The sequence below is a fragment of the Nocardia sp. NPDC003183 genome, from assembly GCF_053590715.1.
The window spans coordinates 94,979-108,273 of record NZ_JBSFTG010000016.1; the positions used below are offsets into that span (position 1 = coordinate 94,979).

Genomic DNA, 13,295 nt, shown 5'->3' on the forward strand with positions numbered 1-13,295 from the left:
TCATGCATAATCATCACATGGTTGATTCGTCGGGAGGACCCGTGTTGCGGGTGGCGGTTGCCGGTGCGAGTGGATACGCCGGTGGCGAAGTGTTGCGTCTACTGCTCGGTCATCCCGAATACCGAGCGGGGCGCCTCGCGATCGGGGCGCTGACCGCCGGTTCCAACGCGGGTACCGCACTGGGCGCGCTGCAGCCGCATCTGCTGCCCCTGGCGGACCGGATTCTCGAGGAGACCACTCCCGAGGTCCTGGCCGGTCACGACATCGTGTTCCTCGGCCTCCCACACGGTCAGTCCGGCGCCATCGCGGCGGCCCTGCCCGACGAGACCGTCATCATCGACTGCGGCGCCGACTACCGGCTCACCGACGCCGCCGCCTGGGAGAAGTACTACGGCAGCCCCCACGCGGGCAGCTGGCCCTACGGCCTGCCGGAACTGCCCGGCGGCCGGGCGAAGCTCACCGGTGCCCGGCGGATCGCCGTGCCCGGCTGCTACCCGACCGTGTCGAGTGTGGCGCTGGCCCCGGCGATCGCCGCCGGGATCATCGAGCCAGCGGTGAATGTCGTTGCGGTGAGCGGTACTTCGGGTGCCGGTCGCAAACTCGATGTCGGCCTGCTCGGGTCCGAAGTGATGGGCAGTGTCCGGGCCTACGGCATCGCGGGCGCACACCGGCACACCCCCGAGATCGCGCAGAACCTGAAAGCCGCAGGCGGCGTGGATGTCTCGGTGTCGTTCACCCCGGTGCTGGCCCCGATGCCGCGCGGCATCCTGGCCACCTGCACCGCACCGACGAAGGTCGATGCCGCGCAGGCACGTGCCGTCTACGAAAAAGCTTATGCCGAAGAACCTTTCGTGCACCTGCTGCCCGAAGGCGTACTGCCGCAGACCGGTTCGGTGCTCGGATCCAACGCCATCACCCTGCAGGTCACCGTCGACGCCGACGCGGGTCTGCTCGTGGTGATCGGCGCGATCGACAACTTGACCAAGGGCACCGCGGGCGCCGCGGTGCAATCGATGAATCTGGCCGTCGGATTCGACGAGACCGCAGGACTTTCCACCGTAGGAGTGGCACCGTGACGACCCCTGATCCGCAGACCCCGGACCACGGCAAACTGATCCACACCCAGGGCGTCACCGCGCCACTGGGATTCCGCGCGGCGGGCATCGCGGCCGGTATCAAGGCCAGCGGCAAGCCCGACCTCGCGCTGGTGCTCAACGAGGGCCCCGAATACGCGGCGGCCGGCGTCTTCACCAGCAACCAGGTCAAGGCCGCGCCGGTGCTGTGGTCGCAGCAGGTGCTGAAGACCGGTCATCTGCGCGCGGTGATCCTGAACTCCGGTGGCGCGAACGCCTGCACCGGCCACGGCGGTTTCCAGGACACCCACAAGACCGCCGAGGAACTCGCCGCGGCATTGAGCAATTGGGGCACCGAGACCGGTGCGGGCGAGATCGCGGTCTGCTCCACCGGTCTCATCGGTGACCGCCTGCCGATGGACAAGCTCGTCCCGGCGATCACCGAGATCGTGCACGAGATGGGCGGCGGCATGTCGGGTGGCTCCGACGCCGCCCACGCCATCATGACCACCGACACCGTGCCGAAGGAGTCGGCATTCCACAGCGAGGACAAGTGGAATGTGGGCGGCATGGCCAAGGGCGCGGGCATGCTCGCGCCGTCGCTGGCCACCATGCTCGTCGTGCTCACGACCGACGCCGTGGCCACACCCGAGCAGCTCGATTCCGCCCTGCGCAAGGCCACGAAATACACCTTCGACCGGCTCGACGTCGACGGTTCCTGCTCCACCAACGACACCGTGCTGCTGCTGGCCAACGGCGCCAGCGGCGTCGCGCCCGCGCAGGAGGATCTCGACGCCGCGGTGTTCACCGTGTGTGACGACCTGGCCGCGCAGCTGATGGCCGACGCCGAGGGCGTCACCAAGCGGGTCCAGGTCACCGTCACCGGCGCAGCCTCCGAGGACGAGGCGCTCACCGTCGCCCGCGCGGTCGCCCGCGACAGTCTGGTCAAGACCGCGCTGTTCGGCTCCGACCCGAACTGGGGTCGTGTGCTCGCCGCCGTCGGCATCGCACCGGTGACCCTCGACCCGAACCGGATCGCGGTGTCGTTCAACGGCAATCCGGTCTGCGTCGACAGTGTCGGCGCGCCCGGCGCCCGCGAGGTCGACCTGTCCGGCGAGGACGTCGACGTGCTGATCGAGCTCAATGTGGGGGAGGGCACCGCGATGGTGCGCACCACCGACCTCTCGCACGCCTACGTCGAAGAGAACTCGGCGTACAGCTCATGAGTAACAGTGTGGTGCACACTCTTTCGGCGCTGGACAAGGCGCACGTGCTCGCCGACGCGCTGCCGTGGCTGCAGAAGTTCCGCGACAAGATCGTGGTCGTGAAGTACGGCGGCAACGCCATGGTCGACGACGAACTCAAGTCGGCCTTCGCCGCCGACATGGCCTTCCTGCGCACCGTCGGCGTGCATCCCGTAGTCGTGCACGGCGGTGGCCCGCAGATCAACGCCATGCTGAAAAGGCTGGGCATGGAAGGCGAATTCCGCGGCGGCTTCCGCGTCACCACCCCTGAGGTGATGGACGTGGTGCGGATGGTGCTGTTCGGTCAGGTGGGCCGTGAGCTCGTCGGGCTCATCAACGCGCACGGCCCGTACGCGGTCGGCATCTCCGGTGAGGACGCGCACCTGTTCACCGCCACCCGGCGCACCGTCGCCGTGGCGGGCGTCGCCACCGACATCGGCCTGGTCGGCGACGTCACCGAGGTCAACCCCGGCGCCGTGCTCGACCTGATCGACGCGGGCCGCATCCCGGTGGTCTCCACCATCGCCCCCGACGCCGACGGCGTGGTGCACAACATCAACGCCGACACCGCCGCCGCCGCGCTGGCCGAGGGCATCGGCGCCGAGAAACTCGTCGTGCTCACCGATGTCGAGGGCCTCTACACCGACTGGCCGGACCGCTCCTCGCTGACCAGCCGGATCGACGCCGACGCGTTGGCGAAGTTGCTGCCGCGCCTGGATGCGGGCATGGTGCCGAAGATGGAAGCGTGTCTGCGCGCCGTGCTCGGCGGGGTCCCCAGTGCCCACGTGATCGACGGGCGCGTCCCGCATTCGGTACTACTGGAGCTGTTCACCGGAGAAGGAATCGGAACCATGGTGACCCCTGCCGGGGCGCCGGATGGAACGCAATCATGAGCGAAACAGAGATGCTGCAGCAGCGGTGGTCGGCCGCGATGATGGACAACTACGGCACCCCGAAGGTCGCGCTGGTGCGCGGCGCCGGTGCGGTGCTCTACGACGCCGATGGCAAGCGCTACATCGACTTCCTCGGTGGCATCGCGGTCAACAGCCTCGGCCACGCCCACCCCGCCATCCTGGAAGCGGTCACCCAGCAACTGGGCACGCTCGGCCACGTGTCGAACCTGTACGCCAGCGAGCCCGTGATCGAGCTGGCCGAGAAGCTCCTGGCCCACTTCGGCGACGGTGAGGGCAAGGCGTTCTTCTGCAACTCCGGCACCGAGGCCAACGAGGCCGCGTTCAAGATCGCGCGGCTCACCGGGCGGTCCAAGATCGTCGCCGCCGAGGAGGCGTTCCACGGACGCACCATGGGCGCGCTCGCCCTGACCGGTCAGCCTGCCAAGCGGACACCGTTCGAGCCGATGCCGCCCGGCGTCGTGCACGTGCCCTACGGTGACGCCGCCGCGCTCGAAGCCGTGGTCGATTCCGACACCGCCGCGGTGTTCCTCGAACCGATGATGGGGGAGAGCGGTGTGGTCGTCCCGCCGTTCGACTATCTCGCCAAGGCGCGGGAGATCACGTCCAGGGCCGGGGCGCTGCTGATCCTCGATGAGGTCCAGACCGGAATCGGGCGCACCGGAACATTTTTCGCGCACCAGGCGGCGGGCATCGTGCCCGACGCGATCACCCTGGCCAAGGGGCTCGGCGGCGGCCTGCCGATCGGCGCGGTGCTGGCCCAGGGCCGCGCCGCCGAACTGCTCACGCCGGGTCTGCACGGCACCACCTTCGGCGGCAATCCCGTCTGTGCGGCAGCGGCTTTGGCCGTGCTGCGCACGATCGACTCCGACAACCTGCTGACCCACGTGGAGTGGGTGGGCAAGAAGCTCAGCGACGGCATCGCGTTGCTCGAGCATCCGGAGATCGACCACGTGCGCGGTGCGGGTCTGCTCATCGGCATCGTGCTGAAGAACGACATCTCCGCCTACGTCGGCGAACGGGCGCGCGAGGCCGGCTACCTGCTGAACCCCGCCAAGCCCGACGTGATCCGGTTGGCGCCGCCCCTGGTGCTCACCGAAACCCAGGCCGACAATTTCGTCGCCGACCTGCCCGAGATCCTCGACAAGGCCGCCGCCGATGCTAAGGGAGCGACCAAGTGACCCTGCGTCATTTCTTGCGCGACGACGATGTGACGCAGGCCGAACAGGCCGAGATCCTCGCCATCGCCGCCGAATTGAAGAAGGACCCCTTCGCGCACCGGCCGCTAGACGGCCCGCGCGGAGTCGGGGTGATCTTCGAGAAGAACTCCACCCGCACCCGCTTCTCGTTCGAGCTGGGCATCGCTCAGCTCGGCGGGCATGCGGTGGTCGTCGACGGTCGCGACACCCAGCTGGGTCGTGAGGAGACCCTCGGCGACACCGGCAGCGTGCTCTCGCGCTACGTCGACGCCATCGTGTGGCGGACCTTCGAACAGTCCCGTCTCGACGAGATGGCCGTCACCGCGACGGTTCCCGTGGTGAACGCGCTGTCCAACGAGTTCCACCCCTGCCAGGTGCTCGCCGATCTGCAGACGATCAGCGAGCGCAAGGGCTCGCTCGCCGGGCTGAACCTCACCTACTTCGGTGACGGCGCCAACAATATGGCGCACTCGCTGTTGCTCGGTGGCGTGACGGCGGGCATGAACGTGACCGTGGCCGCGCCCGCGGGCTTCGAACCGCTGCCGTGGATCCTGGACGCCGCCGCCAAGCGGGCCGCGGAAACCGGTGCGACCGTGTCGGTCACGGGTGACCCGGTGGTCGGTGCCACCGGTGCCGACGTGCTGGTCACCGACACCTGGACCTCCATGGGGCAGGAGAACGACGGTCTCGACCGCGTCGGCCCGTTCCGCCCGTTCCAGCTGAACACCGAGCTGCTCGCCCACGCGACTCCGGAAGTGATTGTGCTGCACTGTCTTCCGGCGCACCGCGGCGAAGAGATCACCGACGAGGTGCTCGACGGTGGGCACAGTGTGGTCTGGGACGAAGCCGAGAATCGCCTGCACGCGCAGAAGGCGCTGCTGGTGTGGCTGCTCGCGAAAGCCGCCGCGTGAGACCGCGAACCGGGGCCGGCGTGGGGGCTGGGCGATGAGCGCGCCCGAAAAGGGCTCGCCCGCGATCGCTCGCACCCGCGCCGGCCGCCAGTCACGCATCATCGAACTGCTGACCTCGCATTCGGTCCGCAGTCAGACCGAACTCGCCGCGCTGCTGTCGGCCGAGGGGATCGAGACCACCCAGGCCACCCTGTCGCGTGACCTCGACGAACTCGGCGCGGTGAAACTGCGCGCCGCCGACGGTGGCGCGGGCGTCTACATCGTCCCCGAGGACGGCAGCCCCGTGCGTGGGGTCACCGGCGGCACCGGCCGCCTGTCCAAACTCCTCGGTGACCTGCTCGTCTCCACCGACGCCAGCGGCAACCTCGCCGTCCTGCGCACCCCGCCCGGCGCCGCCCACTTCCTGGCCAGCGCCCTCGACCGCGCCGCCCTGCCCTACATCGTCGGCACGATCGCCGGCGACGACACCATCGCCGTCATCGCCCGCGAGCCGCTCACCGGCGCCGAACTGGCGGCGAAAATCGAAGACCTGGCCTGAGCGCCGTTAGCGCTGGGCGCGAAGGCCGGCCAGCGCCACGTCGGTGAGCAGTGGGGCGGACTCCGGGGCGGCCTGGCAGCCCGCGCCGATGCCGTGGCCGAGGCGCAGGATGTCGCGGGGGCTCACCTCGGGGCGGATCTCGCCTGCCTCCTGTACCGGGATCAGAACGCTGCCCGCGGCCTCGGCCAGCAGGGCGGAGCAGGCGGCGAAAGTGTCCGAGGTCCGGTCGATGGCGGCTTTGAGAGTGGTTGCCAGGCCGTGCTTTTCGAGAATGTAGGTGACCAGCTCGCCGAACCAGGCGTCGAACGCGTCGAGGGGGGCGTGCGTTCGGCGTAGTTCGTCTGCCCGCGCGGCGAGTGTCTCGATATTGGCGCGATACACCGCTTCCATCAGCGTGGTGCGATTCGGGAAGTGGCGATACAGCGTTCCGGGACCGACCCCCGCGCGTCGCGCGATGTCGTCCAGCGGTGCGTCGGTGCCGTGCTCGGCGAACGCGTCGCGGGCGCAGTCGACGATGCGCTCGTAATTGCGGCGTGCGTCGGCGCGCATCGGCCGCGACGGTGCGTCCACAAGATCCTCCACTGGAAACGGATGAAGTCTCCGTTTAGTCTTGCGGAACCGGAGACTTTCTCCCTATGCTAGCTCTGTCATAAACGGAGAGTCTCTCCGTTTGAGTTCCTTGTTGATGGAGCGTTCTTGACTGCCCCCACACTCTCCGAAATCGACCGGGTCGAACGCGTTCGGCCACGGATCGTCCTGGTCACCCTGCTGACCTGTCAGCTCATGATCATTCTCGACATCACCGTGATGAATGTGGCGCTGCCGCACATCAGGACCGACCTGGAGTTCAGCGCGACCGGCCTGTCCTGGGTGATGAACTCCTACACGCTCGTCTTCGGCGGCCTGTTGCTGCTCGGCGGCCGCGCGGGCGACCTGTTCGGCAGGCGCACCCTGTTCATCGCGGGCGTGGTGCTGTTCACCGTGGCCTCGCTGGCCGGTGGCCTGGCGCCGTCGGCCGGGTGGTTGCTCGCGGCCCGCGTGCTCCAGGGCATCGGCGGCGCCATGGCCGGGCCGAATACCCTTGCGCTCCTGACCACTACGTTCACCGAGCCCAAGGCTCGAATCCGGGTGCTCGCCTTGTTCTCCGGGATGTCCAGCGCCGGATTCGCGATCGGCTTGATCGTCGGCGGGTTGCTCACGGAATGGTTCGGCTGGCGCTCGGTGCTGTTCATCAATGTGCCGTTCGGCCTGGTCATCGCGGTACTCGCGCTGCGGTACCTGCCAGACTTGCCGCGTCGTGCCGCCCGGCTCGACCTGCCGGGCGCGGTGACCGCAACCGCGGGCGTGGCCGCCCTGGTCTACGGTTTCATCAGTGCCGCCTCGCACGGTTGGGGCGCGGCGGGCACCGATATCTGGCTCGCGATCGGGGCGGCCTTGCTGGCCGCCTTCATCGCGATCGAACTGCGTGCGCCACAACCACTTCTGCCCCTGCACCTGTTCGCCGATCGCAACCGCGCCGCCGGCTATCTGAACATGTTCCTCGGGCCGATGGCAGGCATGTCGATGTTCTTCTTCCTCACGCAGTATCTGCAGGATGTGCTGGGAATGAGCTCGCTGGCAACGGGTTTCGCGTTCCTGCCCACAGCGGTGCTGATGTTCACCATGATCCGGCTGATCCCGCGACTATTGGCACGCTTGGGCCCGAAGCCGGTGACGCTCACCGGCGCCGTCGCCATGGTCGTCGGACTCGTGCTGCTGACCAGGCTTTCGGAGGACTCCGGCTATTTCCCCCTGCTGTTCGTGGCGATGGTCGCGATGGGCTGCGGTATCGGGCTGGCGTTCTCGCCGCTGAACGTGATCATCATGTCCACGGTCTCGCCCGACGAGGCGGGTGCGGCGGGCGGCGCCCTGCAGACCATGCAGCAGACCGGCGGCGCGCTGGGCTTGGCGATCCTGGTGACGATCTTCGGCACCGCCGCGCGCGACGCGGGCGGTTCACCGACCCACGCCCTGGTCGGCGGCATGACCGCCGCCTTCGCGGCAGCCGCCGTCATCGCCGCCCTGACCTTCCTGGTCGCGCTCACCTTCCGCAGCGTCCGCTCGCCGCGGTGAGCGCACGCGACCTGCGCCGAGGTGCCAGAGCGCGGCGTAGACGGCCCAGGCGACAACCGTCGCCCGAGCCGCACCGACGATCGTGTGTCGGATCAGGTCGTAGGTACTGACCCGGGTGACCGGGTCGTCGACGGCGAGTGCCACACCGATGACCGGCGCGGTGAGCAGCACGGCGACGACGGCCCGGTGCGTCCACGTGGGTGGGCGAACCTTGCGCCGGGTGCGGCGCACCACGAGGTAGGTGAGGACCACCGTTCCGGCGAGAGAGGAGAGATAGCCGAGGACGTTGTAGGTCTTGTGCGGCTCGATGACCGACGTCCGCAACAGAGCCGAGTGCTGGACCACGAAACCTGTTGTCTGAGTGAAAGAATCCCAGACCACGTGTGTCGCGGCACCGAGTACCAGGGCGGTGACCGTCGAAACCGCCGCGAGCCCCGCTGATCTGGGATCAGGGGACGAGGCGGGCGCCAGGCGGAGAAGCGCCGAGGCCGGGCCGGTGGAAAGCCGGAAAGCGACGAGTAGCACCAGGCCGATCAGCAGGTCCCAGCACAGAACGCCGACAACCGAGTGGGTGGTGGTGCCGGACAGGGGACCGGGCAGGTAGTAGACGACGTCGGGGGCGATGGATCCCGCGACGAGTGCGGGAAGGGGGAGGTATCGAGCGAAGGGCAGCACCGCGACGGGATGGGCGAACGTGATCGGCACGCAATCACCGTAATCGGCTGTGGTGCTGGGCTACTCGGGCTGCGGAGTCGTTCGGTTCCGCGACAGGCGTTGCCATGTCCAGTCGACGTGGACATCGAGTGGAGAGTCGGGTGTGACCATCCGGGGTGCGGTGTTCAGGCCGTTGGGTGGGCCGGACTGGGCCTCCACCGACAGGGATTGCTCCGGCAGGGTCCAGACGACGACGTCGTGGACGGGGCTGGTGATGGTGAATGCCAGGAATCCGGGCCAGGTGAGGCGGGCGAGAACGCCGTCGGGCATGCCGAAGCAGTCGTCCCACGGTGGCGGCGTCGGCGCGATCTCGCGGCCGGTGGGCAGGTAGTCGTCGCCGCGTTCGTACTGCCATGCCGGGTCGAAATCGAGCCGCACCGGCCCGGTCGCGGGCGGGACTTCGCGCAGGAACCACGGATGCCAGCCGCCCTGGGCGGGGAAGGCGTCGTGGTCGGTGGCGATGCGCATCGCCAGGGTGAGGCCGGTGTCGGTGAGGGTGAACGTCTGGGTGACCGTGCCCGCGAACGGCCACGGATCACCGAGGCGATGGCTGATCGTCGCCTCCGTCGGCGAAGCCGCGACCACCTCCCACACTCCGTCGCGGGCGGTGCCGTGAATGCTGTGCGGCGGGTTGTTGATCGGCATCTGATACGTGTGGTCGCCGACGGTCAGTTCGCCGTCGCCGAGCCGACCTGCCCACGGCGCCATGACGAAACAGCCGGTGCCCGGATCCTGCCGGAGCAGTTCGGTGCCGTCGACTGTCAGGCTGTGGATCGCGCCGCCGTCGCCGGGGGCGATCGTGAGACCCGCGGAGCCGACATCGAGCCGCACATCGTCGGTCATGATTCGCACACTAGCCGCGTGACTATGCCCTCAGCGGTAACTCACGCCGAAAGCTGGGATGTGGTCTTCAGTTGAACGGGTACTGCCCGCCGCCCGCGCCGCCGCCGCGATTATTCGGCGTGGCGATGTCGATGATGTTCTGAACCAGCTCGACGACTGCTCTACCGACATCGAGAACACCGTTGCCGAGGGTCGAGAATTCCTGCGCGATGTAGTGGAGCATCTTGTTCGTCCTCACGTGTGGCGAGCCGAATAGTGCTCTCCCAGAGTGCCACAGGTGAGGAGTCAGGAGTTGAGGAAGTTCAGGATCAGCAGGGTCAGTGGGGCGGTGATCTCGAAGACGGCACGGCCGACATAGAGGCCGAGGGCGGCGCCTGCCTCGTAATTGTCGGAGAGGAACTGCAGGACTTCATCCATGATGTGCTCCCTGGATTCGAGGTCGGTGAGTCAGGCGAAGAATCCCTGGAGCAGGGGAGTGCCGAGGTCGATGACAGCCTTGGCCACCGTCAGGCTGAGGTTCCCGAGTCCGATGACAACCGTTCCGATCAGGTCGTAGTTGGCCTCGGCGAAATCACGTAGCGACTGCATGATGGCTCTCCTTCGGTCCCGACCTGATGGCTATCTGCTGTGACCAGCGTCTCATAGCTGAGAGTACTCGCCAAGGGCTGCGCTGGTGTCGTCGCAGGTGATCGGCTATTTCGCCGGCGTACGTCCGAGGCCGTACCCCCCGGTTATGAATGAGATTGCATCATCATGCATAATCATTTGTAGCAACGGCGTGAGCCGACCGGCGGCCGGAGCATCCATACTGCTCAGGGCAGCCCTTTTTACGTACCAGACTTCGAGGAGCACAACAGACATGTCCGATCGCGTCGTACTCGCCTACTCCGGTGGGCTTGACACCTCCGTCGCCATCAGCTGGATCGCGAAGGAGACCGGTTCCGAGGTGGTGGCCGTGGCCATCGACCTGGGCCAGGGCGGCGAGGACATGAGCGCGATCCGACAGCGCGCACTCGACTGCGGCGCCGTGGAGGCCATCGTGGTCGACGCGCGCGACGAGTTCGCCGACGAGTACTGCCTGCCCACCATCCAGGCCAACGCCATGTACATGGGCCAGTACCCGCTCGTCTCGGCCATCAGCCGCCCGCTGATCGTCAAGCACCTGGTCGAGGCCGCGAAGTTCCACAACGCCACCACCGTCTCGCACGGCTGCACCGGCAAGGGCAACGACCAGGTCCGCTTCGAGGTCGGCATCGGCGCGCTCGCGCCCGACCTCGAGGTCATCGCCCCGGTCCGCGACTACGCCTGGACCCGGGAGAAGGCCATCGCCTTCGCCGAACAGAACAGCCTGCCGATCAACGTCACCAAGAAGTCGCCGTTCTCCATCGACCAGAACGTGTGGGGCCGCGCGGTCGAGACCGGGTTCCTCGAGGACCTGTGGAACGCGCCCACCAAGGACGTCTACGACTACACCGCCGACCCGACGGTGAACTTCGAGGCGCCCGACGAGGTCATCATCACCTTCGAGAAGGGTGTGCCGGTCGCCATCGACGGCCGTCCCGTCTCGGTGCTGCAGGCCATCGAGGAGATGAACACCCGCGCCGGCCGTCAGGGCGTGGGCCGTCTCGACATGGTCGAGGACCGCCTCGTCGGTATCAAGAGCCGCGAGATCTACGAGGCGCCGGGCGCCATCGCGCTGATCACCGCGCACCAGGCGCTCGAAGCCGTCACCGTCGAGCGCGAGCTGGCCCGCTACAAGCGGCAGGTCGAGCAGCGCTGGGGCGAGCTGGCCTACGACGGCCTGTGGTTCTCTCCGCTCAAGCGCGCACTCGACGCCTTCATCTCCGACACCCAGCAGACCGTCACCGGCGAGATCCGGATGGTGCTGCACGGCGGGTCCGCGGTGGTCAACGGCCGTCGCTCCGAGCAGTCGCTCTACGACTTCAACCTGGCCACCTACGACGAGGGCGACACCTTCGACCAGTCGCTGGCCAAGGGCTTCGTGCAGATCCACGGCCTGTCCTCCAAGGTCGCCGCCCGCCGCGACCTGAACCAGAAGTAAGCACGCCCGCCGCCTTCCCGCCTCCCGCGACTTCTGCCGGTCGTAGGGGGGCGGTTGGCGTCGGTTCCGGGCTCGCCTGAGGTGTACATCTGTTCTGGGGGTGCCCGATGAGTTACCCATGTTCTCGCTAGATCAGTCGGCAACCGTAGGCTCGATTCGGTTGCCCTTCGTGCGCTGGCAGCCGATGTGCGACTGTGAACGCGACCGCCTATACCCAGGAGAGGGCACACGATGACCCATAGTGGAACCAACGAAGGTGCGCTCTGGGGTGGGCGATTCGCTTCCGGTCCGGCCGAGGCGATGGCGGCGCTGAGCAAGTCGACCCACTTCGACTGGGTGCTGGCTCCGTATGACATCCGCGCGTCCAAGGCGCATGCTCGCGTGCTGCACAAGGCCGGGCTGCTCGCCGACGAGGATCTGCCCGCCATGCTGGCCGGTCTCGACGCGCTCGCGGCCGATGTCGCCTCCGGTGCCTACGGCCCCGCCGACTCCGACGAGGATGTGCACGGTGCGCTCGAGCGTGGCCTGATCGAGCGGGTCGGGACCGAGCTCGGTGGTCGGCTGCGGGCCGGTCGTTCGCGCAACGACCAGGTGGCGACCCTGTTCCGGATGTGGCTGCGCGACGGTGTGCGTCGCGTCGCCGCCGGGGTGCTCGACGTGGTCGACGCGCTGGTCGCGCAGGCCGCCGCGCATCCCGACGCCGTGATGCCGGGCAAGACCCACCTCCAGGCTGCCCAGCCGGTACTGCTCTCGCATCACCTGCTCGCCCACGCGCACCCGCTGCTGCGCGATCTGGAACGCCTGCGCGACTTCGACAAGCGCGCCGCCATCTCCCCGTACGGTTCGGGCGCGCTGGCCGGTTCCTCGCTGGGCCTCGATCCCGAGCAGATCGCCGCCGAACTGGACTTCACCGCCTCCGCCGCCAATTCGATCGACGCCACCTCCTCGCGTGACTTCGCCGCCGAGGCCGCCTTCGTGCTGGCCATGATCGGCGTCGATCTGAGCCGGATGGCCGAAGAGGTCATCATCTGGAGCACACCGGAATTCGGCTACGTGACCTTGGCCGACGCCTGGTCCACCGGTTCGTCGATCATGCCGCAGAAGAAGAACCCCGATGTCTCCGAGCTCACCCGTGGCAAGGCGGGCCGCCTGATCGGCAACCTGACCGGCCTGCTCGCCACGCTGAAAGCCCAACCGCTGGCGTACAACCGGGACCTGCAGGAAGACAAAGAGCCGGTCTTCGACTCGGTCGCCCAGCTCGAACTGCTCCTGCCCGCCATCGCGGGCCTGGTCGCCACCCTGACCTTTCACACCGACCGGATGGCCGAACTCGCACCCGCCGGGTTCACCCTCGCCACCGATATCGCGGAATGGATGGTGCGCCGAGGTGTTCCGTTCCGTGTCGCCCACGAGGCGGCCGGTGCGTGCGTGCGCGTCGCCGAGGCGCGTGGTGTCGGTCTCGACGAGCTGACCGACGAGGAGTTCGCCGCCGTCGACCCCGCGCTCACCGCCGGTGTGCGCGAGGTGCTCACGGTGCAGGGTTCGATCGCCTCGCGCAACGCGCGGGGTGGCACCGCCGGTGTGCGTGTGGCCGAACAGCTCGACGAGGTCCGCAAGACCGCGGACGACGCTCGCGCCTGGCTGAGCTGAGGCGGGGAGGTGGTGACTTCACCCACCACCTGCTTGCC

15 protein-coding genes are annotated in these 13,295 nt (G+C 68.1%); 9 read left to right on the plus strand and 6 right to left on the minus strand.

Annotation, left to right across the window (positions count from 1 at the left end; all coding sequences use genetic code 11):
* Positions 1-17: 17 nt before the first annotated feature.
* From argC to ACWDXS_RS30590, 6 genes are read left to right on the plus strand one after another with little or no spacing between them, the layout of a single operon-like run.
* Positions 18-1,076, plus strand: coding sequence for an N-acetyl-gamma-glutamyl-phosphate reductase (gene argC / locus ACWDXS_RS30565; RefSeq protein WP_449971008.1), 1,059 nt, complete (start codon positions 18-20; stop codon positions 1,074-1,076).
* Positions 1,073-2,299, plus strand: a complete 1,227-nt coding sequence (gene argJ / locus ACWDXS_RS30570) for a bifunctional glutamate N-acetyltransferase/amino-acid acetyltransferase ArgJ (protein WP_449971011.1) — start codon at positions 1,073-1,075, stop codon at positions 2,297-2,299. The genes argC and argJ overlap by 4 nt, the downstream gene beginning before the upstream one ends.
* Positions 2,296-3,210, plus strand: a complete 915-nt coding sequence (argB, locus tag ACWDXS_RS30575; protein ID WP_387448162.1) for an acetylglutamate kinase — start codon at positions 2,296-2,298, stop codon at positions 3,208-3,210. The genes argJ and argB overlap by 4 nt, the downstream gene beginning before the upstream one ends.
* On the plus strand, positions 3,207-4,409 hold the full coding sequence (locus ACWDXS_RS30580) for an acetylornithine transaminase (RefSeq protein ID WP_449971014.1): 1,203 nt from the start codon (positions 3,207-3,209) through the stop codon (positions 4,407-4,409). The genes argB and ACWDXS_RS30580 overlap by 4 nt, the downstream gene beginning before the upstream one ends.
* Positions 4,406-5,338 carry an ornithine carbamoyltransferase gene (argF, locus tag ACWDXS_RS30585; protein ID WP_378994221.1) on the plus strand — a complete coding sequence of 311 codons (933 nt, stop codon included), beginning with the start codon at positions 4,406-4,408 and terminating at the stop codon, positions 5,336-5,338. Before ACWDXS_RS30580 ends, argF begins: the two co-directional genes overlap by 4 nt.
* A 34-nt stretch (positions 5,339-5,372) precedes the next feature.
* On the plus strand, positions 5,373-5,876 hold the full coding sequence (locus ACWDXS_RS30590) for an arginine repressor (protein ID WP_056824335.1): 504 nt from the start codon (positions 5,373-5,375) through the stop codon (positions 5,874-5,876).
* A 6-nt stretch (positions 5,877-5,882) separates the two neighbouring features.
* Here ACWDXS_RS30590 and ACWDXS_RS30595 read toward each other — a convergent pair whose 3' ends face one another.
* On the minus strand, positions 5,883-6,446 hold the full coding sequence (locus ACWDXS_RS30595) for a TetR/AcrR family transcriptional regulator (protein ID WP_379314395.1): 564 nt from the start codon (positions 6,444-6,446) through the stop codon (positions 5,883-5,885).
* Between the two features lie 126 nt (positions 6,447-6,572).
* On the opposite strand from ACWDXS_RS30595, the gene ACWDXS_RS30600 reads away from it, so the two are divergent.
* Positions 6,573-7,988 carry an MFS transporter gene (locus tag ACWDXS_RS30600; protein WP_449971020.1) on the plus strand — a complete coding sequence of 472 codons (1,416 nt, stop codon included), beginning with the start codon at positions 6,573-6,575 and terminating at the stop codon, positions 7,986-7,988.
* Here ACWDXS_RS30600 and ACWDXS_RS30605 read toward each other — a convergent pair.
* From ACWDXS_RS30605 to ACWDXS_RS30625, 5 genes are all read right to left on the minus strand, one after another.
* Complete coding sequence (locus ACWDXS_RS30605; RefSeq protein ID WP_449971023.1) at positions 7,872-8,693, minus strand: DUF4184 family protein; 822 nt, start codon at positions 8,691-8,693, stop codon at positions 7,872-7,874. The two genes, ACWDXS_RS30600 and ACWDXS_RS30605, sit on opposite strands and share 117 nt — an antisense overlap.
* A gap of 30 nt (positions 8,694-8,723) precedes the next feature.
* On the minus strand, positions 8,724-9,545 hold the full coding sequence (locus ACWDXS_RS30610) for an aldose epimerase family protein (RefSeq protein WP_378994229.1): 822 nt from the start codon (positions 9,543-9,545) through the stop codon (positions 8,724-8,726).
* Positions 9,546-9,612: 67 nt separating this feature from the next.
* The gene (locus ACWDXS_RS30615) at positions 9,613-9,768 is read right to left on the minus strand and encodes a hypothetical protein (RefSeq protein ID WP_378994231.1); all 156 of its coding nucleotides are present in this window, start codon (positions 9,766-9,768) and stop codon (positions 9,613-9,615) included.
* Between the two features lie 62 nt (positions 9,769-9,830).
* Positions 9,831-9,962 (minus strand): hypothetical protein, encoded by a 132-nt coding sequence (locus tag ACWDXS_RS30620; protein ID WP_255284563.1) that lies wholly within the window; start codon positions 9,960-9,962, stop codon positions 9,831-9,833.
* Positions 9,963-9,992: 30 nt separating this feature from the next.
* The gene (locus ACWDXS_RS30625) at positions 9,993-10,133 is read right to left on the minus strand and encodes a hypothetical protein (protein WP_266287497.1); all 141 of its coding nucleotides are present in this window, start codon (positions 10,131-10,133) and stop codon (positions 9,993-9,995) included.
* A gap of 271 nt (positions 10,134-10,404) precedes the next feature.
* Here ACWDXS_RS30625 and ACWDXS_RS30630 point away from each other — a divergent pair, with 271 nt between their 5' ends.
* A complete protein-coding gene (locus ACWDXS_RS30630) occupies positions 10,405-11,607 on the plus strand; it encodes an argininosuccinate synthase (RefSeq protein ID WP_378994234.1) in 1,203 nt (400 codons plus the stop codon).
* Between the two features lie 231 nt (positions 11,608-11,838).
* The gene (gene argH, locus ACWDXS_RS30635) at positions 11,839-13,257 is read left to right on the plus strand and encodes an argininosuccinate lyase (RefSeq protein WP_378636916.1); all 1,419 of its coding nucleotides are present in this window, start codon (positions 11,839-11,841) and stop codon (positions 13,255-13,257) included.
* The last annotated feature ends 38 nt before the right edge of the window (positions 13,258-13,295 follow it).

Excerpts from the sequence above, each read along its gene's own strand:
- argC (WP_449971008.1), top strand. The coding sequence starts at position 18 with ATGGTTGATTCGTCGGGAGGACCCGTGTTGCGGGTGGCGGTTGCCGGT.
- argB (WP_387448162.1), top strand. The coding sequence starts at position 2,296 with ATGAGTAACAGTGTGGTGCACACTCTTTCGGCGCTGGACAAGGCGCAC.
- ACWDXS_RS30580 (WP_449971014.1), top strand. The coding sequence starts at position 3,207 with ATGAGCGAAACAGAGATGCTGCAGCAGCGGTGGTCGGCCGCGATGATG.
- ACWDXS_RS30590 (WP_056824335.1), top strand. The coding sequence starts at position 5,373 with ATGAGCGCGCCCGAAAAGGGCTCGCCCGCGATCGCTCGCACCCGCGCC.
- ACWDXS_RS30610 (WP_378994229.1), bottom strand. The coding sequence starts at position 9,545 with ATGACCGACGATGTGCGGCTCGATGTCGGCTCCGCGGGTCTCACGATC.
- ACWDXS_RS30615 (WP_378994231.1), bottom strand. The coding sequence starts at position 9,768 with ATGCTCCACTACATCGCGCAGGAATTCTCGACCCTCGGCAACGGTGTT.
- ACWDXS_RS30620 (WP_255284563.1), bottom strand. The coding sequence starts at position 9,962 with ATGGATGAAGTCCTGCAGTTCCTCTCCGACAATTACGAGGCAGGCGCC.
- ACWDXS_RS30625 (WP_266287497.1), bottom strand. The coding sequence starts at position 10,133 with ATGCAGTCGCTACGTGATTTCGCCGAGGCCAACTACGACCTGATCGGA.
- ACWDXS_RS30630 (WP_378994234.1), top strand. The coding sequence starts at position 10,405 with ATGTCCGATCGCGTCGTACTCGCCTACTCCGGTGGGCTTGACACCTCC.
- argH (WP_378636916.1), top strand. The coding sequence starts at position 11,839 with ATGACCCATAGTGGAACCAACGAAGGTGCGCTCTGGGGTGGGCGATTC.